This is a genomic window from Streptomyces sp. NPDC037401 (genome assembly GCF_055602345.1).
Genome location: NZ_JBVJWO010000029.1, coordinates 37,937 through 64,769, shown reverse-complemented (window position 1 = coordinate 64,769; position 26,833 = coordinate 37,937). Strand labels below are relative to the sequence as shown.

The window sequence follows — 26,833 nt, the reverse complement described above, 5'->3', positions numbered from 1 at the left end:
ACCGAGGTCTCCCCTGCTGTCGTCGGTGATCCAGGATCCGCCCGCGCAGCATGCGCGAGCTGATCCCACGGTCAAGTGATACCCGAGGGCCGGCGTCCGCGAGGAGCGGACACCGGTCAGGACGCCATCCCCGCATCACCCCGGACGGCACGTTGGCACAGGCCGCCCGAGGATTACGCGCTCTCCGTCGGTCGGCATTCCGAGTCGTGGGCGGTCTGGGCGGTGTCCGGACGGGATGGGTTCCAGAGCCGGTCCGCCTCGCCGCGGACGAGGTGTTCCTCGTAGATCCGCACCTTGTACCGCATCACGTCCAAGGTCTCGCGCAGTTCACGGACCTGCGCCTCCACGTGTCGCTCGTGCCGGCGCAGCAGCTCCAGCCGCTCGTGCTCGTTGCCCGGGCCCTGCCGGACCAGCTCGATGTACTGCCGGATCGTCGCCAGCGACATCCCCGAGGAGCGCAGCTTCGTGCAGATCGCCAGCCATTCCAGGTCTTCCTCGTAGTAGATCCGCCGGCCGTTGGACAGACGGCGTACCGGGTTGGCGAACAAACCCTCCCGCTCGTAGAACCGCAGTGCGTGCACGCTCAGTCCGCTGCGCTCCGCCACCTGCCCGATGCTCAGGTCCATGAGCGACCCCCGTCTCACGGTCATTGATCTAGACCCGACTCTAGCTTCTAGTGTCGGGCGTGCGTCCATCGGGCGATGGGCCATCGGAACAGGGGGAGAACATGAGCGTGTGGTTTGTCACCGGTGCGTCGCGTGGGCTGGGCGCGCAGATCACCCGTGAAGCGCTGGAGCGCGGGCACAGCGTCATCGCGACGGCCAGGGACGTGTCGGCGGTGCTGGAGGCGTACCCGGCGAAGCCGGACGGACTGCTGGCGGTGCAGGCGGACGTCACCGAGCCGGAGCAGTTGACGGCTGCGGTGGAGGCCGGTCTGGCGCGGTTCGGCCGGATCGACATCGTGGTCAACAACGCCGGATACGGGCTCGTGGGCGCGATCGAGGAGACCTCCGACAAGGCTGTCCGGGCGCTGTTCGACGTCAATGTGTTCGGCGTGCTCAACACCTTGCGGGCGACCCTGCCGACGCTGCGCGCCCAGCGATCCGGACACGTCGTGAACATCGGCTCCGTAGGCGGCTTCGCCACCGCACCGGCCGTGGGCGTGTACGGCGCGTCGAAATTCGCCCTCGAAGGCATCACCGAGGCACTTCACGGCGAGCTGGCACCACTCGGCGTGAACGTCACGATCGTGGAGCCGGGCGGGTTTCGCACCGACTTCCTCAGCGGCTCCAGCATGCAGGTCGAACCGGCCTCCATCGCCGACTACACGGCCGGCGCCGGACCGGTACGCGACGCTCTGGCCCACAACGACGGCCGTCAGCCAGGCGATCCGGGGAAGGCGGCCAAGGCCATCGTCGACGTCACCGAGACCGCCGAGCCCCCGCTGCGCCTGCAGTTGGGCGAAGACGCGGTGGCACGCGTCGAGGCCAAGCTGGAGCTGGTACGACGTGAACTCGACGCATGGCGGCACGTAGCGCTCTCCACCGCCGTCTGAGTCTCAAGGCGAAGGGGGGCCGTCACCGGTCATCGCCCGCCGACGGCCATCTGGCGGGCGGCGAGTTGAACCCCTCTCCTCTCCTCCCCGGGCCTCCCGATCCGTCCACGGGAGCCCTGCGTACGTCAAGCCGGGGCGGCCGCCGGGCCGGATCCGCCCGCCCCTGCCGTGCCGCGCTCCTGCCGTAGCGCGTCCCGGGCGGCCAGGGCGGCGCGCAGGGTCAGTGCGTCGGAGCCGCGCGCCGCGTCCAGCCCGGTGAACTCCGCGGCCTTGCGCAGGCGGTAGTCCACCGTGTTGGGGTGGACCTGGAGCCGGGCGGCGGCCCGGCGCCGGTCGAGGCTGCAGCCGAGGAAGGCGCGCAGGGTGTCGATCAGCTCCGGGCGGCCGTCGAGCGGGGCGAGCAGTACGGCGAGGCCTTCCCGGGCCGGGCTCGGGCGGCTCAGCTGGTATTCGAGCAGGACGTCCTCCAGCAGATACGCGCCGGGTCCGCGGCCCGAGGCCTGTGCCACCGCCCGTACCTCGGCGGCCAGCCGGGCGGCCTCCGCAACGCCCTCTGGTGGCGCGGCCGCCGCCGCAGCCAGCACGTCGGCGCCGCAGGTCCGGCCCAGCTCCTCGACCAGCCGGGAGAGCCGGTCCCGGTCCGCCGGGCCGAACTCGGCGGCCGGCGTCTCGTACGGGAGGAGGACCAGCCCGCCGTCGCCGGACAGGACCGACAGCGGGACGCCGGCCGTCCGGCGCTGGAGTTCGTTGCACAGGCGGCGAAGTTTGCGGCGGGCCGCGACCTCGTGGTTCAGGCCGGGCACCAGCTCGTCCGGGTGGCGTCCCACCGCGATGCTCAGCACCAGGTAGCAGGGCGGCAGGCGGATGCCCGCGCGGTCGGCGGCTGCCTGCGGGCTGCCGCCCTCCAGCAGCCGGGAGAGCAGCGACTGCAGGGCGACCTGCTCGTCGCTCAGCGCGGTCTGCCGCTCCTCCACGTACCCGGCAGCGACCTCGCAGCTCACCAGCCGCAGGTACGCGAGGAGGCGGCGCTGGACGAGCAGTACGTCGCCCAGGTCGCCCGGCCCGGCGGTCGGGAACACCTGGGCGGCACACTCTTCCGCGCCGAGGTGGTAGGCGCTCACCACGGCCTCCAGCGGCACGCCCTCGTCGGCGCGCCGGGCCGACGACTCGCGGATCGCCGCCTGTTCGGCCTTCCCTGGCGGCTCGCCGGTGCGCAGCACCTCGGCGAAGCTGCGGATGCCGCGGACCACTTGCTTGGCGATGTCGCCGCCCAGGTGCTCGGAGGGGAGCGTTCCGTATACAGGCAGGCGTTCGACGAGACGGGCCATCACAGCCCGCTCCAGCGCGCCGGTGGCGGCCTGGAGCCGCTTGTGGACCGGAACGCCGCCGAAATGCGGCACCGAGTCGGGTGCGTCGGCATTGGATGCGGTCACAATCCACCTCGCAAATCTCTGTTCCCCGCCCCGGAGACGTGGCAGCCCGCTGCGTCCATGATGTTTCCGGGAGTTCTCCTACTGGTTGGTAACACGACCGGCTGGTGGATGACCAGAACGGTGACAGACCTGGTCACCTTGCCCGCCGGAAAGTTGCGTGACCGTAGCCCCGAGGCCGCAGTTGCGGCCGTTGCCGCCCCCCGCCCGCTTCCCCGTCTCCGTACGGCTCCGCCGCACGGCCGCACCGCCGTACCGCCGTACCGCCGTGCACCGCCGATCTGTCCCCGGATCCGCTCCCCGCCCCCCACGAATCGAGGACCCCATGTCCAAGGCAGCCGTTCGCCTGCTCGCTCTCGCCGTCGCCACCGCCGCGGTCGTGACCGCCGCGCCGACGGCCGCCGCCGCCGACTCCGCACCGGCCGCGGGGGCGGCCAGCGGGGCGGGCGACGCGTTCTACGCCTACAGCGGCAGCGAACCGCTGTCCTCGTACGCGCCGGGCACCGTGCTGAAGACGCGGACGCTCCAGTACCACCTCGTCGGCATTGCCACGCCCCTGAAGGCGGTCCAGCTCCTCTACCGCACCACCGACGCGCAGGGCCGTCCGGCCGCCAACGTGACCACCGTGGTCCGGAGCCTGACCGGCGACGGCAGCAAGGCCGTGTCCTACCAGTCGTTCTACGACTCGCTCAACCCGGAGGACGGTCCGTCCCGCGCGATCGCCGGCGACGTCACCCTCGGCGGCCTCATCCCGAACGCCGAGTCGCTCCTCCTGGTGCCGCTGCTCGCCCAGGGCTACGACGTCGTCATCCCGGACACCGAGGGCCAGCAGGCGAACTTCGCCGCCGGACCGGAGTACGGGACCAACACCCTGGACTCGATCCGCGCCGCCACCAGGTCCTCCGCGACCCGGCTCAACGCCGGGACCTCCTTCGGCCTCATCGGCTACTCGGGCGGCGCCATCGCCACCAACTGGGCGGCCGCGCTGGCCCCGGGCTACGCACCGGACGTCAACCGCAAGCTGGTCGGCTACGCCGAGGGCGGCCTGCTCGTGAACCCGGCGCACAACCTGAAGTACGTCGACGGCTCGCTGGCATGGTCCGGGGTCATCCCGATGGCCGTCATCGGCGTCTCCCGCTCGTACGGCATCGACCTCGGGTCCTACCTCAACGACTACGGCCTGAAGGTGTACAAGAAGCTGGAGCGCGGCTCCATCATCAACGCCATCGGCCAGTACCCCGGCCTGACCTGGAAGAAGATGGCGAAGCCGGAGTACGCCAACCCGAACTCGATCCCGGCGTTCGTCGAGGCCATGAACAAGCTCAACCTGGGCTCGGCCGCCACCCCGACCGTCCCCGGTTTCATCGCCCAGGGCGACGCGGGCGTCCTGGAAGGGACTTTCGGCAACCACCGGGGCATCGGCACGGGCGACGGCGTCATGGTCTCCGGCGACGTGCGCACGCTGGCCCGGCAGTACTGCGCCACCGGCGACGCGGCCGTCAAGTACCGCCAGCACGAGCTGCTCAGCCACACCACCGCGGCCGTCGCCTGGGCCCCCGCCGCCCTCGGTTGGCTGAACGACCGCTTCGCGGGCAGGCAGGCCCCGTCCGACTGCGGCCGCATCCCGGCCGGCAACTCCCTGGCCCCGGAGGAGCCGGCTCCGCTGTCCTGACGCCCCTCACCGGGCGGTCAGTCGGCCACGGCCTCGATCAGGGAATACGGGGCGGCCTCCGCGAGCGGGGTGACCGACGTGACGCGCAGGGCCGCCCGGCGGCACACCTCCTCGAAGTCTTCCCGGGTGCGTTCCCTGCCGCCGACGTTCACCATCATGTTGAGGTCGCTCAGGTAGGTGCCCTCGTCCTCGGCGCCGACGACCTCCGGAAGCACCGGCTCCACGATCAGAACGACGCCGCCGGGCGGCAGCACCTGGCGGCAGTGGCTCAGGATCGTGACCGCCCGGGCGTCCGTCCAGTCGTGCAGGATGCTCTTCACGAGGTACACGTCCGAGCCCTGCGGGACCGAATGGAAGAAGTCCCCGGCAATGAGGGAGCAGCGCTCCTCCAGCCCGTGCCGCGCCAGTGTCTTCGCAGCCTCTGCCAGGCCGTCGGACGTATCGAAGACCACGCCGGCGAGACCCGGGTGCGCTTCGAGGACAGCGGCCAGGAGGGTGCCGCTGCCTCCGCCGACGTCCGTGACCGAGGCGAACCGGCTGAAGTCGAAGGCCCGCGGCAGCACGGCGGCGGTCTCGGAGGCGACCTGGCTCATGGCCGCGTTGAAGTCCGTCGAGAGCTCGGGGTGCCGGGCGAGGTGACTGAAGAAGTCCGTGCCGAAGACGGAATCGAAAGCCGTCTCCCCCGTACGGACACTGCCGTCCAGGTGCTCCCAGGCGCGCACGATCGCCGGATCGGTGAACATGCGGACGAACGACCCGAGGGAGTCGGGGTGGCCGGGGCCGAGGAGCGCCCCCGCCGGGGTCAACGAGAACGTGTCCGGGACGTGTTCCGTGAGCAGGCCGAGGGCGGCCAGGGCACGCAGCAGGCGTGTCATGGGCTGGTGCGCGGTCCCGGCTCCGACGGCCACCTCGGCAGCTGTGCGCGGCCCGTCGCCGATCAGTTCCACGACCCCCAGGCGGACCGCCGCGCGCAGGGTGTGGGCGGCCATGCTCCCGAACGCGAGCCGGACGACGAGCTCCCGGCCTGCCGCCGTCTGTGCTGCTCGGACCTCGGTGTTCATCACAGGTCTTGCTTCCTTCCTTCGAGTCGACCGATCACCGACCGGTCTGGGTACGGGCAGTCAGGGCCCGGTGGACGCGCTCAAGCCGGCCAGTGCGCCGGGCGTGCACCCGGCGAGGGCCTGGACGTCGCGGTGGAGATGGGGCTGGTCTGCGTATCCACACGCCACGGCGACGTCGCCGGCGCGCTCGCCTGCGAGGAGCGCCCGGGCTGCGTGGTCGAAGCGGACCAGCATGGCGGCGCGCTTGGGGGTCAGGCCGACCTGGGAACTGAACCTGGTCCAGAGCCGCTTGCGGCTCCATCCGCAGGACGCGGCGAGGTCGCCGACCCGCACGCGGCCCCGGTCGGCCACGATGGCGTCCCAGGCGGCGGCGACCTCGGGCGCCATGGGCGGGGCCCCTGCGGCCCTCCGTCTGAGGAACCCGTCCGTGAGCGCAAGGCGTTCCGGCCAGGACGCGGTGTCGGCCAACTGCTCGCGCAGCAGCCGAGCGTGCCGCCCCCAGAGGTCCTCGAGTCCGGTGATGGAGCCGTCCAGTTCGAGCGGGGAGACGCCCAGCAGGGCATAGGCGGCCGGGGGTGACAACGCGACCTCGACGCATTCGACGCCCTCGCCGCGGATACGGGCCGGACCTGGCGACAGGGAGGCGACGAGACCCCTCAGCGGCCGGTGTCCGGAGGCGCTCTCCACGGTGACCGGGCCGGCTCCGAGCCCGATGACGACGATCACGGCGGGCTGCGGCAGCACCCGCATGTCCAGCCCGCCGGCCGCACGGTCCCGGAACCCGGCCATCCGTACGCCGTCGAGAGAGGTGCCGCCCAGGGGCCGGGCGACCTCCCAACGGTCGTATGCAATGCGCTCCGGGGGCGCGTCCCCCGCGTCGTCTCTGGGCATGCATCCAGGCTCGCTGAATTCGCGGGCCTTGTCTTGGACGAAAGTTCCGCGACCGTTCCGCGGCCGATTCGGCGGTCCCGCCGCGTACGGGGCTGCTCGGGCTCAGGGCGTGCCGCGCATGTATCCCAGGCGGCTCTTCAACAGCTACTGACCCGCTGGGCAGCCTGCGGTGTCAACGCCCAGATCCGCGACGCACTCTTCCAGCGGATCCGCCGTAACGTTGCCAAGGTCCCCGCGCGGTCGCCACCGTCATCGATTCCCAAAACCTGACGATCAAGACCGTCAGTCGGCCCGGGCACTCCTCAGGCTTCAGCATCCTGCCGCGCCGCCGGGTCGTGGAACGGACCTGGGCCCGGATGTCCCGTCCCCGCCTGGACAGTGTCACCGCACCTCACCACCAGGCACCTGTCTCTGACCAGGCGGCGGCTACCGCTCTCCGACCGATTCCGGCCCGCCCCAGCGCTGAGCGCCAGACCTGGGGAGGGCATCGACGCAGTCAGCTGGCGACGTTTGCGCAGACGATGTAGAAGGTCACGGTCTCCTCCTGGTCCCCCTGGTTGTCTACATTGACTTCCCAGCGAGTTCCGTCAGCGTTCGGACCAGACCAACTCACTTCCAAGCCGGAGGTACCGGTCGTAGTGGGGACGACACCGCCGCTCAGGGCGCGCTTTCCCGCGGGGCAGAACGCCCCCCGACCCGCCGACTGGTTCGGCCCCAGCGTGACCGTGTCGATGGGGATCACCTCGTACCCGGTGATCCCGCCACCGTTGGGGGGTGTTGGCGTTGCGGTTTGTTCGCAGGTCCCACCTTGAGCGACCTGGTTGTTGTTGCCATTCACGTTGGTCTGGAGGCCACACACCACAGGCGACAGGATGCCGGACAGCAGTCCCCCGTCGGCGTGCGTGGTGCTGACGCTCACGCTGCCGATCGCAACCGATTGCCGCCAGTGCCGCCATGAACCGCAAAGTTCTCCGCATGACATCTCCCACATTCACGCCAAATCGACCAATTTGTTGCGAATGTAGAGGTCGGGGGTGGCGGGAGGTGAGACCGCCACCGCATGGTCAGCCTTTCGGCTCGCTCAGTGGGAGACCTGGGCGACGAGGTGGCCCTGCAGGCGTGTACAAGTTCCGGTGCTGGGGCCCCTCTGTGCGGAGGCCCGGCATCCGGACTTCGTCTCCGGATCGCGGGGGCTGTCACCCCTCCTGCGAGCGCCTGCGTGCCTGGCGGAGGATCTCCTCGCCGAGCCGCTCGCGGTCCGAGTCCGCTCGGAAGCGGAATCCCCTCTGGGCCTCCACCAGTTCGGCCAGCCTCCCGGCCTGGTCCGCGTCCAGGGCATCGACCATCTGCACCGCGAGCAGCATGGCGTGGTACTGCTCGAAGGCGCTGCGCGAGTGAGCGATGGCGGCAAGGGTGGCTTCGAAGTTCCGCAGTCCGGGGTTGGCCTGCATCATTGCCAGGGCAGTGATGCGCTCCTCGTCCGTACCCTCCCGCAGCCAGCGCGAGACCTCGGCGGGCTCGAAGGGCTGTTCCCGCGCCAACTGGCGCGCCCGGGCGAGCACCTCTTCCATGGCCCGGGTACGTGATGCACCGGGGCGCATCGAACCGCGTACCGAGCTGTAGTCGTCTGCGATCGGCCGTGCGGCGTCGAGCAGGGTCATCGCCTCTGCCCGCAGCTCGTTCGCCGTGGCGTTGTCCCCTCGGCGCTCGGACTCCTCCGCCAAGGCGAACCTCTCCGCAGCGGCGGCCCGCATCCTCAACGTGGCCCCTGCGAACTCGAGGCTCTCGACGCGGCTGCCGAACAGGGCAAGGAGGAACAAGATGCCCCCGAAAACGATCAGCGCCGCCGAACCGGTCCCGTTCTGCGTCGCGAAGACGGCGAATGCCCCCAACCCGAACGACCCCGCACCGACGAGAGCCGTGAGCGTACGCAGGGCAGGCGTGAACCAGACGGTCTCGGCGCTCGTCTTCACCGGTCGCTCCGCTTCTGCTCGACTGGTCGTGAAGCTATCGGCAAACAGGGGTGAATCCGAACAATCACGGCATCGTGTCAAGGCATGGCGTACGGTCCCGCCCGCTCCCGGTCGACGGCGAGGACCTCACCACGCCCGACGGACCTTGCGGCCACACCCGGGCGTACAACCATTCGATATCGTAAGGAAGGTGCCGTCGCATACGCCGCCAAGGTACCGGCGGAATTCAGGGCCAAGGTGGTCGAGCTGCACTCCCCGGAGACTGTGGACACGTACGCGCTGCCGTTCTACGGAGTGCATGCCGGCCCCTACGCCAGCGCAGCCGAGGCGAATGCGGCCGCCGCCGAACTGAACCCGGACTACTCGACCCGGGTCTTCCACTCCGCGGAAACCGACCCGGAAGCAAGGGGCCCTGGCAGATCCGAGTCAGATGGCCGTAGCCGGCGGTGCGCTGGCCGCAGTCAACGGCATCGAGTTCGACATCGACTCCGTAAACAACAAAGATTTCATCGGATATGAAGGCGTTCCACAGGGGCTGTACGCGCGCAACAACGTGTTGCTCGGAGCACCCGACAACGGTCGTACCGCTCTCCTCCTGAACACGGCGGGCGGCGGCAACCGCACCACCGAGGTCTCCTTCCGGACGTGGATCTCCGTCCCGGACAGGGTCGAACGCGACATCGACGGCATCAACCGAGTGGCCGGCCAGATCCTCGGCTGCGGCGGCGTCGGCGGCGACTACCGCCTCACTGCAGCAGGTCCGGTAGGCATGCTGGCGCCCATGCGCAACGGCACCTGCCTCGACCCCGACGAGATCGTGATCTTTCGTCCCGAGTGGGGGGACACGACCCCTGCGCCTGCCAAGGCGTGGGCCGGAACTCCCGTGACGGAGGTCGTCGTGAACGGCAACTGGGAGGTTCTCGAGGTCCGCCAGGCGCCGGGACCGATCCCTGCGGCCGCGTCCTCCAGGGCATCGGCAAGGGCGGCGCTTGGCTCAAGGCCCTCGGTCTGAAGGCAAAGACGGCTTCGGCTCCCGGCGACACGATCAAGCCGCGGACCGTCATCACCGACCCGCAGGGCGACCCCGTCACCTCGGCCGAATTCTCTCCCGTACCGGGCGGCACTCCCGCACTGCTGCGAGACGGCGCCGTCCACCTCAACCCGGCCGCCAACGGCATGGCACACGCCTCGTGCACCCTCCCCGTGCCGGCAGAGAAGTGCCGTCCCAGCGGGGTGCTGACCTCGCGGCATGCCCGCACCCTGGCCGGCATTTCCGCGGACGGCCACCTGATGCTCGTCACGATCGACGGACGCAACACCCAGCACAGCGTCGGTGTGACCCTGCCCGAGGCCGCCGAGGTCATGCGGTGGCTCGGAGCCCGCGACGCCGTCGGCCTCGGCAGCGGCGGTGACACGACCCTCGTCGTGAACGACAGTCTTTACAACCGCCCGCGGGACCAGTGGGAGGACACCGTCAACGTCGAGCGGCCCATGAGCAACGCCATCGTCGTCGTACCGCGCTCCTGAACGTGCCGCGGCAGACTCGGCCCTGGCCCCTTCGCCGCGCAGGTGCTGCGGGCCGGGTCGTCACTCCGAGCGAGGCCCGGGTCGGGTGGATCACGCAGGTCCGGACGGTGGCCCGGGCCGGGGCGCGGTGACCGCGTCAGGCGGGCCCTCGCACCGCACCGCCGGCTGAGCGCCGCGGACACGACCTCTACGATCGCCATCACAGCACGTATTCACATAAGGACAATCTTGAAGATCACCATGCTGCGCGGCGCCCTGGCGGCGGGCTCGCTTGCCCTGCTCGGGACGGCGCTCTCCGCCCTGCCCGCGAGCGCCGCCGGGTACGAGGCCTGCCCGACCGCCTCGCTGTGCCTCTACAGCGCAGCCGACGGCACCAGTGACGAGGGCGACACCGTCCGCGCGTACGACATGGGAGGGAACGCTCAGGGCCAGTCGTACGGCACGTAGGGCGACCGCGCCGAATCCCTGTACAACAACTCGCCCTACTGGGCCTGCCTGTACACGGAGGCCCGCTTCGGCGGCCAGGTGAAGGCGGTCGCGCCCGGCGCCAAGGACAACCTCTCCGTGCTCGCCCCGAACCTCGGCGGCAAGCTCGGCTCCCACAAGCTGGCGCCCTCGCAGGGCCACTGCTTCACCGGGTTCGAGCGCTGCCCCGACGGCACGCTCTGCCTCTTCCAGGAGCCCGCCGGCCGCGGCCGCCTCACCAGCACCGGCCAGGACTACCGGGCCTACCACCCCGACGTCTGGGCCGACCAGATCGAGTCGGTCGTCAACCGCACGGACAAGACGGCGTGCTTCTACGCCAAGCACCTCGACCAGCTCACCGCGGCGGACAAGCCCTTCCGCGTCCTGCCCGGTGACGCGACCTCGGTGACCGGCAGCCTGGCGAACACCTTCAACTCCCACCGGTTCAGCGACAATGAGGACTGCTCGTGACCACCCTCCGCCGGACCGCCGCCGCCACCGCCCTGGCGACCGCCCTCCTGTTCACCCTCCCCGGCGCCCCCGGCTCAGTCGCCACCACCGCCGCCCCGCCGCTGACCGGCTGGGAGGGGATCACGGAGACCGACGCCGACAAGGTCCTCGCCCCGGGCGTCGAGCACTTCCGGTACCGGGAGACCGCCCCGCCGTCAGGCGATCTCCGCCACGGCAAGCCGCGGCGCGAGCTCAACATCCTGCGGATTGACCCGGCGAAGGGCTCCCTGCGCATCGAGGGCACGTACGGCAGGGCTGCCGGCGACGCCGAGATCGTCCGCGACCAGCTCAACGCCAACAAGAACCTCCCCGTCGGCGGCATCAACGCCAGCTTCTTCTCCCCCGAGGGCCGCCACGCCCTGGCCGCCCCGGAGGACGAGGAGTCCGTGCAGAGCTACGGTGCGACGGTCCGCGACGGGGTCCTGCTGGGAGCCGCCTGCAACCCCGACAAGGCCAGCCGCCGGTCCCTCGTGCTCCAGTACGGCATCCCGTACATCACCGAGGTCTCGACGGGCATCGCCGTCACGAGCGACCGCGCCCCCGCCGGCGGCGGCCCGGCCCGGCAGGTCGTGGACGACGTCAACCGCAACCCGGGCGGGGCCCTGGCCTGCCCGCGCGACGACACGGACGGCGTCGGCGACAAGGACCCCAACGACCCGGAGGACGCCGAGGGCCGCAAGTACGCGGACTCCGAGGGCCGGTCGATGACCGTGTACCAGGACCCGACGGAGTTCGTCCTCTTCAACGACCGGTACGGGATGAAGACGCCCCGGCCGGACCTCAACACCGCCATCGGATCGGACAACTCCGAGGGCTTCGAGGTCGTCGTCGAGGCGGACGGCAGCCTGACCCGTCCCCCGACGTGGACCACCGTCCGCGGAGGCAAGGACGTACCCAAGGGCAAGCACATCCTCCAGGTCGTCGGCACGGTCCCGACCGCGTGGCTCAAGGAGATGTACGAGGTCGGGGCGAAGCTCACGCTGGAGCAGAAGGTCACCGACACCTTCGACGGCCGCGACATACCGCTGGACGAGTCCGTGGACATCGTCTCCGGCGGCCACCGGCTGCTCATGAGCGGCGTCAACAAGTTCCCGGGCATCCGGGACGGCAAGGGCGAGCCGACGTCCTGCGCCCGCCTGGTGAGCGCGGGCGAGCAGGTCATCTGCAAGGACTCTCGGACCGTCGTGGGCGTGGACGACCAGGGCCGGACCGTCATCGCGACCCTGACCGGACCGCGTGACGAGAACCCGGAGACCGGCCAGGCCGACCTCGCAGTCTTCGACGGCGGCTTCTTCGCCGAGGTCACCAAGCCCCTGGCCGAGCTGCGGGTCATGGACGCGATCAACCTCGACGGCGGCGGCTCCACCACCCTGCTCATCCGCCAGAACAACGACAATCCGGCTGATACCGCGGCGAACTACCGCCGGTACAGCGGCCTGACGGACCTCAAGCACCGCCCGGTGTTCGACTCCGTGTACGTCGGCCTCGGCGGGGACGTCGTCACCCCGGGCAGCTAGGCCGTTTCTCAGCGATCTCCTCGCGGGCGACGGACGAATCCGTTCCGCCGGACCGGACCCGGTCGGCGTAACGGAATGCCGCGCGGCCCCGTTCAGGATCTTTACGGGTGGGGAGCGCCCAGCGTCGTCTGTACGAAGGCCTCCACCCCCGCGGATCACCCGCCGCGAGGCCAGGTGAACGTGTAGTCCGCGGGGTGGGCGTCCCGGAAGGGCACCCAGACGATGCCGGGCCGCCCGGGATGCGGCCCGCACTCGGGGATGCGGCCTGTGCACGGCACCCGAACGGGTCGAGCACCGTGTCCTCGCACCCCGCTGACGGGTTGGAGAGGACGAGAGCCCGGCGTGGGCCCGTCTGCCTGCCGGGCTCACGGCCTACCGCCGCTGCTGCTTACCGCGCCAGAGTCACATCCTCAAGGAGACCCAGTGAAGAAGACCACGGCCGTCATCGCCGCCACCGGCGCCGTCCTCCTCGGCGGAGCGGGCATCGCCTCCGCCGACGCCGGCGCCCAGGGCGCGGCCATCGGCTCGCCGGGTGTCATCTCCGGCAACGCCGTCCAGGTCCCGCTCAACATTCCCATCAACGTCTGCGGCAACACCGTCAACATCATCGCGCTCCTCAACCCGGCCTTCGGCAACACCTGCGTCAACCGCTGACCCACCCCACAACGCACCGCGGAGCCCTGCCGGCTCGCCGTGTGACCTGTGAGCGCGGCCCCCGGCTTCCTCCCCGGCGGCCGCGCTCACACGCGTAACGCCCCGGGAGAGCATCGATCGACAAGACGCTGCCCGGCTCGCCCACTGCGTTCGGAGCAGGGCCCGCCACTGCCCGGGATGCCTCTCCCGCCAGGACGCGATCGGCCGAGCAATGGCGTAGGAGACGCTCGGGACCGCCATTCAGATGGGGCAGTGGCAATCCAAGGGCGTGGCGCGTCCGTGATCAGACCTTCTGCCGACGTGTTCCTGTATGTGGAGGGTACGGAGAACGCCACCCGACGGGAGAGATCCATGACCATTCGTACGATGCGGCACCGCGTGGCCGTCCTCGGTACCGTTTTGGGGCTCGGCATCGCGGTGCCCTTCACCACAGGGGTCACCCCCGCGTACGCGCAGGCGGAGCTGAGCATCCTGAAGACTGCAAAGGGAATTCCCAGCGGGGTCTCAGCGGGTTCTACAGAATCACGGTCCGCAACTCGGGGACCGAATCGACCGATGGCGCGACGACCATGACGGACGTCCTCCCGGCCGGGTTCACCGTCGATTCCATCAGCATCCAGAACTTTTCCACCGACACGCTGACGTGTGGCACCCCGGGATCCCAGACCCTTCAGTGCCAGAGCTCCGAGATGGAACCGGGGGACAGCTACGAGGTCGCGTTCGCCGTCGACATCCCCGACGACGCCCCCTGCGCGGTCGAGAACACCGCGACGGTGACCGATGGCGTCATCACACGCTCGTCAAGGGCCGCGGCCATCATCCCTGGCCCGGGCTGCGACCTCGACAGCGGCGGCAATAGCGGCAACGGGGGCAATCAATCCATCCTTCCGATCAACCTCAGCGGCGTGATCTCGGCGTTCAACAACATCACCACCAACAACAACATCAACAGCCCCCATGCCGCCAACGTCAGCGCCCAGGCCTTCCGTCAGAACGCCAACTGATCCCATCCGCGATCGAAGAGCTGACAAGAGCTGTCTCCCAGGTCTGGCTGTGAGTTCGTCAGCAGCGGCCGCACCCAGTCCGTTGCCGGTGGGCAACTCGCGCGGCAGGTCTGAGGAGGCCATGGCCCAGTACACGGGGCCGGGTCGAGCGGACCGGCGTCCCGCGTGACAGCGCGGTCGCACCAGTCGCACAGCACTGTCGCGTCGGCACCCCGCCGCCTCAAGGACCTCGGCCACGGAATCCCGGCTCGGCCCAGAACTGCCGGCCACCCGCAGGCCGGTCGGGTCGGGCGGCTGAAAAGAGAGGGCCTGCCGTGGGGATTCCACGACAGGCCCTCTCAGAACGTGCGTCGGGCGCCTCAGCGCTCGCGGCGAGCAGTCGGAGCGGAGTCCGACCCACCCCTACCCGACCTTCGCCACCAGTCCCAGGCGAACGTCAGGCTTCCGAAGGCGAAGAGTACGGCGATGAGGTGCCCGGAGACACCCAGGGCAACAGCCATCACCCCGAGCACCGCCGCCGCCACCGCTTCGATGACGCCCATCAGCCGGCTCGCGGTCGAGCCGCTCACCCGCACGCACGCGTCAGCATCGGGTCCTCCAGACCGAGGGGATCATGTACCACGAACGATGTGACCAGCGCATTTTCGCCCAACCACCTCGAAGCGCAGCGCAGTCCTTCGTGTACGAGGCAATATATCCGGCCGAGACCGCGATGTACCAGGCGTAGAAGCGCATGGCGTTGACCACGTGCTTCCAGTAGCCGGGAACGTAGTCCTTGAGAATTCCGAGGAATCCTCCGACCGCGGCTGCGCTCCATGCCAGCCGGCTCGTCTCGCCCCGGGTGAGCTTGACCGATATCCAGAAGTACTGGACGGGCGACCACCAGGCGTTCTTCCAGTAGCTGAACCGGAAGGCACCGGTGAGGTCGTGGCAGTTCACCGGGTCGCCGACGCAGTACTCGTAGGCGTTCGCGTTGCCGCCGTAGACCGGGTCGGTCGACAGGAAGCGGCCGGTGCCGGGGTTGTAGAGCCGCACGCCCATCATGGTGAGGGAGCTGGGCGTCTCCGTGGAACGCTGCTGCGCTCCGTGCCAGTTGTACCGGGTCGGCGACTGGCCGTCCCTGGCGTTGCCGTACTCGTCGCTGTCGAGGGCGACGGGCGGCTTGCTCGTGTCCAGCGGCAGCTGGAGGGCCACGTCGCCGTGCACGTCGCTCAGCTGGAGAACCGTCTCACCGCTCTGGCCGGTGACGGCGCCGAGCACGCCCGCGAGCGATTCCACGTTGCGGCTGATCTGGCCGGTGGTCGTGTTCTCGACGATCCAGCGGGGGGCGTCGCCGTCTTCGCCGTAGTGGTTGATCTTCGTGCCGAGGTCGGTCCAGGTGCTGCCGCTGCCCGATTCGAGCTTCCACGACCGCATGCGCAGGGCGGAGTCGAGCTGCCACGTCTGGCGCCGGCCGTTGGCGACCTGCTGGTGGACGAGGTCGTTGGCGTAGTAACCGACCGTGCCGTGGCCCGGCGCGGTGGTGGTGCGGCCGAAACCGTCGTACACGTAACCGGCGTCGACCAGGCGGTCGCCGCTGTCGTAGGTGTGGGTGGTGGTGGTACCGCCGGAAGCGGGGCAGTCGGCGCCGGGGGTACCGGCCGCCGAGGTCAGCGTCTTCCGGTTGGAACGCTGGTCGAACGTGTAGGTGCGCTTGGTGCAGACGGTGTTCGCGGTGTCCTCGACGGACGTGAGCCGGCCGGTGGCGTCATAGCCGAACGCCTGCTCGGACCAGCCGCTCTGCGAGGAGATCTGGCCGTGGACCGAGGACGAAGCGGTGTCCGAGTACACCAGGGTCCCGTCCGAGTCACGGGTGTACGTGCGCCCGCTGACCGCACCCACGCTGTTCTTGACGACGTCGAGGGAGTAGCCACCCGGCAGCTTCTCGCTGTCCACGTCCCCGTCGGCGTCGTAGACGGCCTGGAAGGCGCCCGCCACGGAGTCGGTGAGGGCGGTGGCCAGGCCACGCGGTTCAGCGCTGTGATCGTAGGTGTAGGTGACCGTGGACGGCGCGCCGTCGGTGATCTTGGTGGGGCGGTTGAGCAGGTCGTACTCGGCCCGTGTGGCGCCTCCGTCGGCGTCGGTGTAGGACGTCTGGCGACCGAGCTTGTCGTACGTCTTGGTGATCGTGCCCGCAGTGGGGGACGTCTTCTTGACGATGTTTCCGGTGCCGGCGTCGTACTCCGTGGTGACCTCGGGTACCGCCTGCCCCACACCGCCGGTGACCGTTTCCTTGGTCGCGCGGCCCGAGGCGTCGTACGTGGTCGTGGTGGTGCGTGTGACGCCGTTCGCGGTGTCCATGACCTTGGCCGGGTGGCCCCACCAGCTGTACTCGGTGGTGGTGGTCGGCAGCTGCGACGGGTTGGTGCCGCCGCCGGTGATCGCGCCGGCCGGGCCGGTGGAGCAGACCAGGTCGGCCCACTCGGGGCGGCCCTGACAGGTCCCGGTGCCGGTGGCGGACCAGTAGGTGGTCACGCGCGTGCCGGCGTCGGTACCGGTGGCGCCGGGCAGCCGCTGCTTGGTGACACGGCCCTGGGCGTCGTACTCGGTGGTCTCGGTGATCGCGAGCCCGTCCGGATCCTTGATCGTCTGGGTCGGGAGCCCCTTCGACCAGTCGACCACGGTCGCCGCGACGCGCTTGTCACCCAGCACCGAGGCGTGTTCGCGCACCTGGGCGCCGGCGGTCACCCGGGTGATCTGGTCCTTCGCCTTTGCCGAGCCGTCGGTCGGACGGCCGGCGTCGTACTCGTACACCCGCTGGGACCGGGCCGTCACCGAGGTACCGGCGGCCACCAGGGTGGTCGTACCGGACTTCAGGTCGGCGCTCAGCTGGACCCGCTGCAGGGGGCCGAAGCCCTCGAGCTCGCGCGTGCCGTTCTCGTTGAAGACCGACGTGGTGGACAGCAGGCCGGCCCGGTCGGCGGAGGACAGCTGGGCGATCCCGAGGTCGGCCTGGACGGCGCGGTCGGCGGCGGTGATGCCGAGCGCGACGGCGCGGTTACCGGCGGACAGCCTGCGCACGGTGTTGCCGAAGCGGTCGTACTCGGTGGTGCTGATGTGACCACCGGGAGCAGCCGCGTTGACCGTGCGCCCGGACACGCCCATGTACGTGATGTTGGCGCGCCCGTACGAGCCGGAGGTCAGAGCGCCGCCGTCGTGGGACGAGGGCACGGAGTCACCGGGGAAGACGGCGGTCGCGTCGGTCGGGGCGTCGGTCTGGCCCCAGCCCTTCACCTGCGCGGCACCCATGGCGTACGGGGCGACGGCGCCGGTCAGCGGGACTTCGTAGACCACGGAGGTCGCGTTGGTGCCCTCCACGACGTCCGTCGTGCCCTGCTTGAGGCCGGAGCGGGACGCCTTGAGGAGCATGCCGGGACCGGCGGTGGCGCTGCTGCCCGCCTGGCCGTAGGTGAAGGTCCAGGGCAGCTCACCCGGCTCGGTCAGGCCGGTGACCCGACCCGCCGTGTCGTAGGCGTACTCCGTCTTCAGCGCGGGGCTGACCAGCGGGTTCCAGGCCTGCCGCAGCCGGCCGGAAGCGTCGTACGCGTACGACTGCACGCTCTTGGAGGTCGCAGCCGCGGCACCGGGCTCGGTGGACCACAGGCGGACCTCCTTGACCTGGTTCAGGTAGTCGCCGAAGACGGTGTCGGTGCCCGTGGTGCTCGTCGCGTAGACGAACTCGAGCACGCGGCATCCCTTGGTGGCCGGGGTCGCCGTGCAGGTGGCCGCGGTCACGGCGGAAGTCGGCGCGATGACCCGCTTGGGGCGGGCCAGCTTCTTGCCGTCCACGGTCACGGTCTCCGACACCACCGTGACGGTGGAGTTGGTCAGGCCGTTGCGCAGCGTGGAGGAAACCTGCCAGGTGGCGGCCGCCGCGTCCGGCTTGGTGAACTCCGTGACGGTTCCCCGGTTGTCGGAGAGGGTGAACGAGCCGGTGACACTGCCGGTGAGGGTCAGGTTCTCGGCGCCGGGCTCGGGGATCCAGGCGGTCTTCGCCGCGTTGGCGGTGAAGTGCAGCTCGGTGCCTTCGGAGTCGACGACCGCCACAGCAGTGTCGGAGGTCTTCCGCAGGTGCGAGTAGTCGGAGTCGGTCAGCTCAGCGGCCGTTCCGGAGACCCATTCCTTGCCGAAGATGCCCGCCTGGCCTTCCTGCTGCCCGCCCTGACCGGGGACGCGGGAGGAGGCCGTGCGCTCCACCGAGAGGCCGAACGCCGAGGCATCCGACGCCGACAGGGCGTAGTCGCCGGTGAGCAGGTTCAGTTCGCCCGGCCCGATCTCGCCGGTCGCGGCGCCGGAGGCGTTGCGGTCGACGATGACGGTGAGGGGCTGGGTGGCGCCGGTGGCGGAGTTCGGGCCGGTGAAGTCGGCCTTGATCTGGACCGTGCCGTCGGGGTTGACGGTGTCGGTGGTGTTCCAGACGAGGGCGCCGTTCTGGCCGAAGACCATGCTGACGGGCCAGGAGGCGACAGGCGTGCCGCCGGCGGTGACATCACCGGCCGGGATCTGCACCCAGGCGTCGGCCTCGGAGCGGCGCCAGGAGAAGGACACCTTGTCGTACTTGCTGCCGTCGGCCTCGGCGACCAGCGGGAGGCGGCGGGCGGTGCGCTCGCCCTCGCTGGGCTGGACGAAGCCGCCCGGACCGGCGTGGAAGGTGTACTCGATCGCCTCGGACTTGTTGTCCGCCTTGTCGACCGTGCGGACCTGGAGGGTGTGGGTGCCGTCCTTCGGCGGGGCGATGGAGATCGCCTTGGCGCCGGCGGCGCCACCGGTGGTCACCTTGGTCCACTTGGTGCCGTCGAGGGACCACTCCAGCCAGTTGTGGTCGGCCGCGGGCGGGGTCACGTTGAAGACACCGGTCTGGCCCGCGCCCTTGACCCAGGCGTTCGACGGGTAGTCGGTGGACGTGATGCCGGTGGGGGCGGAGGGGGCGGCGGTGTCGACCGTGAAGGTCTTCTCCGCGGACCAGCCGAGGTTGTAGTGCGTGCCGTCGTACGGGGAGGTACGGAAGCGGTAGGTCTTGCCGTTGGTCAGCACCCCCGCCGGAACGGTCACCGAGGCCGGCTTGCCCGAGGGCACGAAGGCCGACCGCAGCACGTCACCGACCTGCGCGTTGGTCGCGTTGTCGAAGATCTGGAACGCGCCCTGGATCGTGTCGCCGTTCACGTCGATGAACGTGTCACGCAGCGTCGGGGTGACCGTGTTGACGACGTAGGCGCCGCCATAGGAGAAGAAGGGGGCGCCCGCCTCCTGCTTCGTACCCGTCCGCGGACGGTAGTTGTACGTGACCGTCAGCTTGGGCGGGTTGGAGGCGGCGTTGGCCGAATTGACCCGCTTCCACTCCTTGACGTCCAGCTCGTCGGTGGCCCGCAGGCCCATGCCGGAGTAGGCCCACTTGTTGTTGGACCAGTGCTGGACGAGGTTCTTGACATCCGCGGTGATCCAGCCGTCGGCGGTGCAGGCCGTGTTGCCCTTGGTCTGCGTCGAGGTGGCCATCTTGGTCACCATCGAGGGCTGGTTCGTCCAGCGGGAGGAGGTGGAGGCGTTGTTGGCCGTCCACACCTCCCACGGCTGGGCCGAGCAGTCGGTGTTGCCCGAGTGGAAGTTCCACAGGGAGAGCGTCGCGCTGGAGATGAGCGCGTCGGCGACGGGGGCGGTGTTCCAGGTGATGAAGGAACGGGCCGTGCGCCAGGTGCCGTCGCCGTTCTTGGTGCCCGGGTTGCCCATGTCGAGCTCGGTGTCGGCCGACCAGTCGACGGTCTCGCCCTGCTGGACGTAGGTGTCGAAGAGGTTCCCCAGCGTCGAGGTCGACGGGTCGACCGTCACCGGGTACTTGGTCGCCGGGTCCGCCAGGAACTTGGCGTCCGGGGTGATGACCAGGTCCACGCCGCCCTTGGTCTTGACGACCTTCATGGCGACCTTGGACCGACGGGTGTGCTCACCGGAGACCTCGTCCACGGTCGCGTCCCACATCACGGGCGCGGGCATGCTCGCGGTCTTCTTCGACTTCTTGTCCGTGAAGAGAATGCTGCCGTCGGCCTGGGGCTGAACCTTCAGACCCTTGGTCCGCAGCGGAAGCGTGTACGAAAAACCGGCCGCCGGCTTCGCCTTGACCTCGACGAACTGCTCGAAGCCCGTACGGGTCGCCTCCACGACCACGTCCGCACCCGGAACGGCGTTGACGTACGTCGCACGCGTGCCGTTCAGCTCCGGCTTGGGCAGACCGCCACGCCATTGCAGCGTGATGGCGTTCTCGCCGGTGCCGAGAGTGACCAGCTCCGTGGCCGGGGCGGCCTGCGCGGCCTTCAGCGATGCCGACTTGGCGCCCGACTTTCCGGCCAGGCGCAGCCCCCGAGGGTGCGCCTTGGGCGCGACCGACCCGTCGGGCGCGGCAGCGAGCTCCACGTCCACATTGCGCCAGTCACCGGTGTCGGGGTCCTCGAACCGGATCGGGCCGGCTGACAACTCCGTCGTCAGCGAACCGTCCTTGTTCACCCACGTCGTCGACGTCTCCGTACGCTCCGACAGCGCCTCCACGCGCTTGCCCGACAGCCGCGCCGCCACGCGGGCCGACTGGATGTCGGCCGCCGCAGTGACGGGCTTCGGCGTCGCAGGCGCCGCGTTGCCCGCTCGCGAAGGGGCGGCCACCGCCGCCTCGGCTCCGTAGATCATGGACACGGCCATCAGCAACGCCATGCCCGACGAGGTGGACCGCAGGCCACCTCTTCTGCCGAGCGGCTTACCGGCATACCCAGTGGGTATGCCTCTTGACTTTCCGGAAGGCAAAATTTCCCCTACGTCTATGAAATCGTCTTACATACCGGACAGTTGGTCTTACAAGCTGTCCACAGCAAGAGGAATGTAGCGTTCCCGTCAAGATCAACAACGTGGACAAACAGCACTTCCCGCCCCCTATCCCGGGTCAGGCGTTACATGATCGAAATCGGCCAACGCCCACAGCGGGACGCCGCTCCTGACTGTTCGTCGAGGAGGGTGCTCAGTAGCGCCCTGTTCCGCCGGGCGTCGCGAGCTGTGTCAGTGGTGGATGTCAGCATCGGGCCCATGGCGAATACGACACCGATCGACTGGCGGCCGTTCCTGCTCGGATGGAGCGAGGAGTGGTCCGATTCCCTGCCTGATGACGAGACGCGCAGCGAGACGGACGAAGCCGCCCGGCGGGGCCGGTGGTTGGGGTTTCCGGCGGCGTCCGAGGGGCGGATCGCCGCCATGGAGGAGCGCCTCGGCCGGCGGATGCCCCCGTCGTACCGGGAATTCCTCAAGGTCAGCGACGGGTGGCAGCACGCCGGCGGGTTCGTCTGGCTGCTGGCGGGGACCGCGGACGCGCGCTGGCACGACAACGAGTCCGGGCTCGCGGACGTGTTCGAGGAGTACCTGGACGACGACGCCGGACCCGAGGGGCGGCGGGAAGCGGACATATGGCGGCGCGGGCTCCAGCTCGACGTCGAATCCGACGTCACCCACGTCCTCATGGATCCCGAGGACGTGGACGAGGACGGCGAGTGGGCCGTGTACACGTGGGCGAGCTGGCGGGCCGCGGAACCCGAGCGGCACGCGAACTTCGCCGAGTTCATGCGGGCCATGCACCGGGAGTTCCACAGCCTGCGGGCACGCCCGGTCAGAGGGGAGCCGGAGTTCGCCAACGACACGACGCGAGATCTGGACGCCCGGATGGAACAGGCCCGGCTGGAGGCACTGCGCGGCGACTGGGAGCGGGCCGGGCACGCCTTGGACGAGGCGAAGGAGTACGGCAGACCGCGGGCCGCCGGGCTGGGCGACCAGATTCGCCGCCTGCTCGGACAGACCTCGATGGTGTACTTCGAGGACGTGGTGACCGACCCGCAGTACGCGCCCGAGCTGCTGCCGGCGCTGGTCGCCGAGCACGCGGCGCACTCGTACCGGGACGACTCCACGCTGACGTTCCACCTGCGCGGAGCCGGTGACGACGTGGTGGCGCTGGCCTACGCGACGCTGGAGCAGGTACGCAACGGCACGTACCGCTACACGGCGGCCGGACCGTTCGGGGAAGCGGTCGAACGGGCCCGGGAGCTGGCGCGGTGGGGCGACACCGACGGGGCATGGCGGACGCTGGTGGACGCCCTGCCGGTTTGGCAGCCGCTGGGACCCGACCACCTGGCGCCGCTGGGATGGGTGGCCGACCCCCTGCTCGGACCCCTGCTGACCGCGGAACGGGGCCGCGAGCTGCTGTCCACCCCCAGGGGCGGGCAGGCGGGTGAGGCACCGTGCCCGACGGCCGGGCTCGACCCGGACGACCTGGCGTGGCTCGCGGACCCGGACCCCCACGCCGACCTCACGTCCTACCGGTTCGTGCTGGTCGAAGGGGGGAAGCCGGAGGACGTTCCCGGCCGCCTCGCGGACGGGAAGGACGCAGCGCTGGACGCTCCCAGGACTTCCGACGAAGCCCGCCACCGATTGCTCCGCGGGCAGAGGGAGTTCTCGTCCTACGACGACAAGGCCCTCGTGGCGGTCGGCCGGGCCGGCACCCGTTGGAGCTTCGCCTTCGACAGCGCCCCTTCAGATTTCGACCCGCAGCGGTTCGTCTCACCGGCTGCGGCCGCCAGCGCGGGCACCCGCGCGGTGGTCGTGTGGAGCGGTCTCAGGACCAGGCGCGGGCGACCCTTCTTCCACCTTTCCGTGGCGCGGGACGGCGCCGAGCAGTACGCCTTCACGTACGCGGACGGAGAGATACGCCGGACCGGGGAGATCCCACGGGCATTGGACCCGGACCGGTTCTTCGGCTCCCGGGAGGAGGGCGCCGAGGCGGAGCGGTCGCTACTGGCGGCCCTGACCGGCGAGTTCGGTGTCCAACTGCCGCGCTACGCGATCACGAACGGGCGGCTGCACAGGTTCACCACCCGCTCGTGGACGCGGCCACCGGGGAACGGGGAGGCGTACTCCGTGATCAGCTTGACCTGGGATGCCGCACGCTGACGGGATCAACGAGAACGTTCGGAACCGAGGAGGAGTTCGAGAAGTCGCCCCGGAGCCCGTAGTGGCAGGTAATGATCGGCACCGGCGACCACCTCCAGCCGTGCGCCGGGGATGCCGTCGGCGAGGCGCCCGGCGATGACGCCGATCTCCGGGTGGTCGTGATCGCCGACGACGACCATCGTCGGCACCTCGATCCGGTCCAGACGGCCGACCGCGTCCTCGTCGGGGTCGAGCGCGTGTCCCTTCTCAGCGGCGGCGCTGACTTCGGCGTTCTCCCGCACCATGGGTTCGATGACGTCGAAACCCGGGGCCCGGTCGCCCAGGCTCGCCCAGACCGTGAGCTCCAGCTCGGCAATGCGGCGTGCGTCCGATCCGCGATGCGCCGCGACGTACGCATCCGTTTCAGGGCTCGGGGGCCACTCGTGCCCGCCGACGGAGGCCGCGATCAGCGTCAGCGAGCGGACCCGCCCGGGGTGTTCCAGGGTGAAGTCGAGCGCGACCTCTCCTCCCATGCTCAAGCCGACGAGCTCCGCAGCCTGGAAGCCGAATCGGTCCAGGACCGCCAGCAGGTCGTCCTCATAGCGAAAAGGCGCGGTCGCAAGCGTCGAGCCTCCATGGCCCCTGGCGTCGTAACGAACCACGGTGTGGTGCCGTGCCAGCGCGGCGAAGACACGGTCCCACAGACGGCTGTCGTGGACCGATCCGTGGAGCAGGACGAGCGGGGGGCCTTCCCCTGCTACCTCGGCCCAGATGCGGCCTCCGCCAGCGACGGGGATCAGCTCGGTGGTGGTCTTCATACCTCCGATTCGATCACACCGCCGCCGTCAACGGCGCCTGGGCGATCGCCACTCCCGTTCCAGGCCGCCCAGACCATCGTCGGCATCTGCGCCCCAACCACCCCGATCCGGTCGGCTTCTGACGGTTCGAGGGGACGCTTGTGGCGGCGGCGTGGCCGCGGCGAGGGTGATGCCGGAGGTGGTGTCGTGGGCGGCGACGGCACCGCCGGGGGCCGGTGGTCAGTCAGGCCCCTTGCTCAGCGAGTCGATCTTCGCGAGGGGGCTGACGCGCCACGCGGTGGCGGAGGTAGACGACTTTCGAGCCGAAGGTGCGGGTCTCGACGAGTTCGAGGTCCACCCGGCGCTCGCGTCGGGGAAAGAACGGGATGCCACCGCCGACCAGCACCGGATAGACCATGGTCCGGTACTCGTCGATCAGATCCAGCGCGGCCGCCTCGGCGGCGAGGGTCGCGCCGCCGATCGCGATCTGGCCCTCCCCCGGCTCGGCCCGCAGCCGCTCGATCTCCTCCGCCAGGCTGCCGGAGGCCAGGCGGGCATTGCCCTGCACCGCCGACAGCGTGGTGGAGAACACCACCTTCGGGAGCGGCTTCCAGAGCGCGGTCCACTCGCGCATGGCGTCGTCGAGCGAGGGATCCTGGTCGGCGGTCTCCCAGTACAGCATCGTCTCGTACAGCCGTCGCCCCAGCAGGTGGACGCCGACCTTCCGGGTCTCGTCGATCCAGAAGCGAAAGACCTCCTCGTCGGGCTCCGTCCAGTCGAAGCCGCCGTCCGGCCCGACGATGTAGCCGTCAAGTGAGACGCCCATCGCATAGGTAACGCTGCGCATCAGAAGTCCTCCTCTGTGACGCTACGGCTTCGACAGTACGACCGCCGGACGCCGCAGGACCCTTGCGGCTCGCGGAATCACCGGTTCGGTCAGGGTGTGCCGGTCGTTGCCGGTCGCTGAACGGTGCGCGCGGTCAGGGCAGGCCGACGGTGAAGGAGGCCCGGTATCCGGCGCCTTCGGGGATCGGCTGCAAGGTCATATGACGGCCCTTGGAGGCGAACCGGTCGTCACGGCTGTTGGGACGGGCCGGAGCCTTGCGGGCCGAGTACGGCGGCCGGCTGAACACCTGCCGCAGCAGGTCCTCCGGCAGGAACAGCTGGGTGGATGCCTCGGTACGGGCGTCGGGATGCACCTTGAGGTGGACGTGCGGGGCCACGTGCGCGTACCAGCCGGGGACGATCGTACGGAACGAGACCCTGCCGGCACGATCGGTGACCTGAGTCCCGCGCAGGAACGTCGAGGTACCGGCCGAATACTCCCCCAGGGCGTCGGCCTGCCAGGCGTCCACAGCGACACCGGCCAGCGGCGTGCAGCCTCGAGCGGCACTGACGACGGTCAGGGCCAGGCTCAGCGGTACGCCTTCGCGGCCCTCGGTGATGTCGGATCGCAGGCGGGCGTCGGGAACGTAGTACGGGCCCTCGCCGGTCTCCGGCGACAGTACGCACACCGGCAGCGGCGTACGTGCCGGAACGGTGACCGGGGCGGCGGCCTGCGCCTGATGCGGAGCGGGGGGCGGCGCCTGACGGGCACTGCTGCAGCCGGCGGTTGCGGCTGCGGCTGCGGCTGCCATCCCGGCAGAGCCGGCGGCGAGGAGGAACGCGCGCCGGCCGGCCGGACCCGGCGTGGGACCAGTCATGGAAACACCCCTGACGACGGTGAGACTCGGGGCGTCCACCGTGGCCCGCCAGACCGTGCAACAGCCGCCGACACACGCGCAGTCCTCCGGACTGTCCCCCGGCCATACGCAGTCCGCCACTGCGGTCGGCGATTCCGTGCCTCTCCGCGCCTCGTCGGAGGCTGTCCGACCACGAGCGGTCGGGCGGTAGCGCGGGCAACCCCTGAGGACGGATGGCATGCTCGGGCCCGGAGTGCTCAGCGGAAGGCGTCGGCGTTCTCCGAAGCCCACTGCCGGAACGGGCGGGCCGGGGTTCCCGTGATCTGGGAAACCGTGTCGCGCACCGTCAGGAGCTCGTCGTTCACGTCTCCGCCCGTGACGTCGAGCACCGCGTCCGCGGCCTCGGCGCCGAACACCGCGGCCATCTGCTCGTAAGCCTGCCGGCGGCTGGTCTCGGCGAAGGGAACCTGGCGGCCCAGTGCCGCCGCGATGGCCTCGACCTGCTGTCGGGCGGTCACCGGTTCCGGACCGGTCAGGGCGTACGTACGTCCCCGGTGTCCGGGTTCGGTCAGTGCCACCCGGGCCACCGCCGCGATGTCCGCAGGGTGGATGGTCGGCAGCGCGGTCCCGGCGTACGGCGCGCGGACTGTCTCGTGGCCACGGATGGACGCCGCCCACATCAGGGCGTTCGAGGCGAACTGCGTCGGCCGCAGGATCGTCCAGGCCATACCGCTTGCCTTGAGCAGTTGCTCCACTGCCAGGTTCTCGCCCGCGGGGCCGAGGTGCGGGTGGGTCTGGACGGTGATGGACGAGACCAGCACGACGTGCTCCACACCCGCCTGCCGGGCGGCTTCGAGTATGTCGGCGTCCGGCCCCAGACGCGAGACGAGGAACAGCGAGCGCACACCCTTCAGTGCGGGCTCGAGCGACGCCGGATCCGCGAAGTCGCCCTCCACGGCCTCGACCCCTTCGGGGAAGACGGCCCGGGAGGCATCACGGGTGAGCCCCCTCAGCGGAGCGGCACCGCGTGCGTGCAGTTCCTTCAGCAGGGCACTGCCGATGTTTCCGGTGGCTCCGGTCACGAGGATCACGAGCATGTCTTCCCGTCGT

21 protein-coding genes and 1 pseudogene are annotated in these 26,833 nt (G+C 70.2%); 11 read left to right on the top strand and 11 right to left on the bottom strand.

The annotated features are described in order from the left end of the window. Positions 1-173: 173 nt before the first annotated feature. The gene (locus ACZ7H1_RS27090) at positions 174-626 is read right to left on the bottom strand and encodes a MerR family transcriptional regulator (RefSeq protein ID WP_470790379.1); all 453 of its coding nucleotides are present in this window, start codon (positions 624-626) and stop codon (positions 174-176) included. A 101-nt stretch (positions 627-727) separates the two neighbouring features. On the opposite strand from ACZ7H1_RS27090, the gene ACZ7H1_RS27085 reads away from it, so the two are divergent. Continuing rightward, positions 728-1,555, top strand: coding sequence for an oxidoreductase (locus tag ACZ7H1_RS27085; protein WP_470790378.1), 828 nt, complete (start codon positions 728-730; stop codon positions 1,553-1,555). A gap of 125 nt (positions 1,556-1,680) precedes the next feature. Here the strand turns inward: ACZ7H1_RS27085 and ACZ7H1_RS27080 are convergent, their stop codons facing one another. Further along, positions 1,681-2,988 carry a PucR family transcriptional regulator gene (locus ACZ7H1_RS27080; RefSeq protein ID WP_470790377.1) on the bottom strand — a complete coding sequence of 436 codons (1,308 nt, stop codon included), beginning with the start codon at positions 2,986-2,988 and terminating at the stop codon, positions 1,681-1,683. 322 nt (positions 2,989-3,310) lie between these two features. Between ACZ7H1_RS27080 and ACZ7H1_RS27075 the strand changes: the two genes are divergently transcribed. Next, on the top strand, positions 3,311-4,657 hold the full coding sequence (locus tag ACZ7H1_RS27075; protein WP_470790376.1) for a lipase family protein: 1,347 nt from the start codon (positions 3,311-3,313) through the stop codon (positions 4,655-4,657). A 17-nt stretch (positions 4,658-4,674) separates the two neighbouring features. Here the strand turns inward: ACZ7H1_RS27075 and ACZ7H1_RS27070 are convergent, their stop codons facing one another. From ACZ7H1_RS27070 to ACZ7H1_RS27055, 4 genes are all read right to left on the bottom strand, one after another. Then, positions 4,675-5,718 (bottom strand): methyltransferase, encoded by a 1,044-nt coding sequence (locus ACZ7H1_RS27070; protein ID WP_470790375.1) that lies wholly within the window; start codon positions 5,716-5,718, stop codon positions 4,675-4,677. A gap of 60 nt (positions 5,719-5,778) precedes the next feature. Continuing rightward, positions 5,779-6,609, bottom strand: a complete 831-nt coding sequence (locus ACZ7H1_RS27065) for a helix-turn-helix domain-containing protein (RefSeq protein WP_470790374.1) — start codon at positions 6,607-6,609, stop codon at positions 5,779-5,781. A 496-nt stretch (positions 6,610-7,105) separates the two neighbouring features. Beyond that, positions 7,106-7,528, bottom strand: coding sequence for a hypothetical protein (locus ACZ7H1_RS27060; protein ID WP_470790373.1), 423 nt, complete (start codon positions 7,526-7,528; stop codon positions 7,106-7,108). A gap of 277 nt (positions 7,529-7,805) precedes the next feature. Continuing rightward, entirely contained in the window at positions 7,806-8,582 is a 777-nt protein-coding gene (locus tag ACZ7H1_RS27055) for a hypothetical protein (protein ID WP_470790372.1), read from the bottom strand. Between the two features lie 430 nt (positions 8,583-9,012). On the opposite strand from ACZ7H1_RS27055, the gene ACZ7H1_RS27050 reads away from it, so the two are divergent. The 8 genes and pseudogenes from ACZ7H1_RS27050 (at position 9,013) to ACZ7H1_RS27015 (ending at position 14,259) form a co-directional block, all read left to right on the top strand. Beyond that, a complete protein-coding gene (locus tag ACZ7H1_RS27050; RefSeq protein WP_470790371.1) occupies positions 9,013-9,594 on the top strand; it encodes a hypothetical protein in 582 nt (193 codons plus the stop codon). After that, the gene (locus tag ACZ7H1_RS27045) at positions 9,492-10,109 is read left to right on the top strand and encodes a phosphodiester glycosidase family protein (protein ID WP_470790416.1); all 618 of its coding nucleotides are present in this window, start codon (positions 9,492-9,494) and stop codon (positions 10,107-10,109) included. The genes ACZ7H1_RS27050 and ACZ7H1_RS27045 overlap by 103 nt, the downstream gene beginning before the upstream one ends. A 228-nt stretch (positions 10,110-10,337) precedes the next feature. Beyond that, the gene (locus ACZ7H1_RS27040; RefSeq protein WP_470790370.1) at positions 10,338-10,556 is read left to right on the top strand and encodes a peptidase inhibitor family I36 protein; all 219 of its coding nucleotides are present in this window, start codon (positions 10,338-10,340) and stop codon (positions 10,554-10,556) included. A 15-nt stretch (positions 10,557-10,571) separates the two neighbouring features. Beyond that, positions 10,572-10,628: pseudogene (locus tag ACZ7H1_RS27035) on the top strand (hypothetical protein); the annotation flags it as partial. Positions 10,629-10,634: 6 nt separating this feature from the next. Further along, complete coding sequence (locus tag ACZ7H1_RS27030; protein WP_470790369.1) at positions 10,635-11,045, top strand: peptidase inhibitor family I36 protein; 411 nt, start codon at positions 10,635-10,637, stop codon at positions 11,043-11,045. Next, complete coding sequence (locus ACZ7H1_RS27025) at positions 11,042-12,601, top strand: phosphodiester glycosidase family protein (protein WP_470790368.1); 1,560 nt, start codon at positions 11,042-11,044, stop codon at positions 12,599-12,601. Before ACZ7H1_RS27030 ends, ACZ7H1_RS27025 begins: the two co-directional genes overlap by 4 nt. Before the next feature lie 423 nt (positions 12,602-13,024). Next, positions 13,025-13,255: a chaplin gene (locus ACZ7H1_RS27020; protein ID WP_470790367.1), complete on the top strand. Its 231-nt coding sequence runs from the start codon at positions 13,025-13,027 to the stop codon at positions 13,253-13,255. Between the two features lie 116 nt (positions 13,256-13,371). After that, the gene (locus ACZ7H1_RS27015; RefSeq protein WP_470790415.1) at positions 13,372-14,259 is read left to right on the top strand and encodes a hypothetical protein; all 888 of its coding nucleotides are present in this window, start codon (positions 13,372-13,374) and stop codon (positions 14,257-14,259) included. Positions 14,260-14,841: 582 nt separating this feature from the next. On the opposite strand, the gene ACZ7H1_RS27010 is transcribed toward ACZ7H1_RS27015, so the two are convergent. Further along, positions 14,842-20,979, bottom strand: coding sequence for a DNRLRE domain-containing protein (locus tag ACZ7H1_RS27010; RefSeq protein WP_470790414.1), 6,138 nt, complete (start codon positions 20,977-20,979; stop codon positions 14,842-14,844). Between the two features lie 378 nt (positions 20,980-21,357). On the opposite strand from ACZ7H1_RS27010, the gene ACZ7H1_RS27005 reads away from it, so the two are divergent. Then, positions 21,358-23,265, top strand: coding sequence for an SMI1/KNR4 family protein (locus ACZ7H1_RS27005; RefSeq protein ID WP_470790366.1), 1,908 nt, complete (start codon positions 21,358-21,360; stop codon positions 23,263-23,265). Positions 23,266-23,270: 5 nt separating this feature from the next. Here ACZ7H1_RS27005 and ACZ7H1_RS27000 read toward each other — a convergent pair whose 3' ends face one another. The 4 genes from ACZ7H1_RS27000 to ACZ7H1_RS26985 all read right to left on the bottom strand — a co-directional run bounded on the left by ACZ7H1_RS27000 (position 23,271) and on the right by ACZ7H1_RS26985 (position 26,814). Next, on the bottom strand, positions 23,271-24,062 hold the full coding sequence (locus tag ACZ7H1_RS27000; protein WP_470790365.1) for an alpha/beta fold hydrolase: 792 nt from the start codon (positions 24,060-24,062) through the stop codon (positions 23,271-23,273). Between the two features lie 223 nt (positions 24,063-24,285). Then, entirely contained in the window at positions 24,286-24,888 is a 603-nt protein-coding gene (locus ACZ7H1_RS26995) for a dihydrofolate reductase family protein (RefSeq protein ID WP_470790364.1), read from the bottom strand. 133 nt (positions 24,889-25,021) lie between these two features. Beyond that, a complete protein-coding gene (locus ACZ7H1_RS26990; RefSeq protein ID WP_470790363.1) occupies positions 25,022-25,744 on the bottom strand; it encodes a dioxygenase family protein in 723 nt (240 codons plus the stop codon). A gap of 236 nt (positions 25,745-25,980) precedes the next feature. Further along, positions 25,981-26,814 (bottom strand): NAD(P)H-binding protein, encoded by an 834-nt coding sequence (locus ACZ7H1_RS26985; RefSeq protein WP_470790413.1) that lies wholly within the window; start codon positions 26,812-26,814, stop codon positions 25,981-25,983. Between the last annotated feature and the right edge of the window lie 19 nt (positions 26,815-26,833).

Bases quoted from the DNA above. Each gene is read 5' to 3' on its own strand.
- ACZ7H1_RS26995 (WP_470790364.1), bottom strand. From the start codon at position 24,888: ATGCGCAGCGTTACCTATGCGATGGGCGTCTCACTTGACGGCTACATC.
- ACZ7H1_RS27090 (WP_470790379.1), bottom strand. From the start codon at position 626: ATGGACCTGAGCATCGGGCAGGTGGCGGAGCGCAGCGGACTGAGCGTG.
- ACZ7H1_RS27000 (WP_470790365.1), bottom strand. From the start codon at position 24,062: ATGAAGACCACCACCGAGCTGATCCCCGTCGCTGGCGGAGGCCGCATC.
- ACZ7H1_RS27010 (WP_470790414.1), bottom strand. From the start codon at position 20,979: ATGGCCGTGTCCATGATCTACGGAGCCGAGGCGGCGGTGGCCGCCCCT.
- ACZ7H1_RS27070 (WP_470790375.1), bottom strand. From the start codon at position 5,718: ATGAACACCGAGGTCCGAGCAGCACAGACGGCGGCAGGCCGGGAGCTC.
- ACZ7H1_RS27075 (WP_470790376.1), top strand. From the start codon at position 3,311: ATGTCCAAGGCAGCCGTTCGCCTGCTCGCTCTCGCCGTCGCCACCGCC.
- ACZ7H1_RS27085 (WP_470790378.1), top strand. From the start codon at position 728: ATGAGCGTGTGGTTTGTCACCGGTGCGTCGCGTGGGCTGGGCGCGCAG.
- ACZ7H1_RS26990 (WP_470790363.1), bottom strand. From the start codon at position 25,744: ATGACTGGTCCCACGCCGGGTCCGGCCGGCCGGCGCGCGTTCCTCCTC.
- ACZ7H1_RS27005 (WP_470790366.1), top strand. From the start codon at position 21,358: ATGGCGAATACGACACCGATCGACTGGCGGCCGTTCCTGCTCGGATGG.
- ACZ7H1_RS27065 (WP_470790374.1), bottom strand. From the start codon at position 6,609: ATGCCCAGAGACGACGCGGGGGACGCGCCCCCGGAGCGCATTGCATAC.
- ACZ7H1_RS27050 (WP_470790371.1), top strand. From the start codon at position 9,013: ATGGCCGTAGCCGGCGGTGCGCTGGCCGCAGTCAACGGCATCGAGTTC.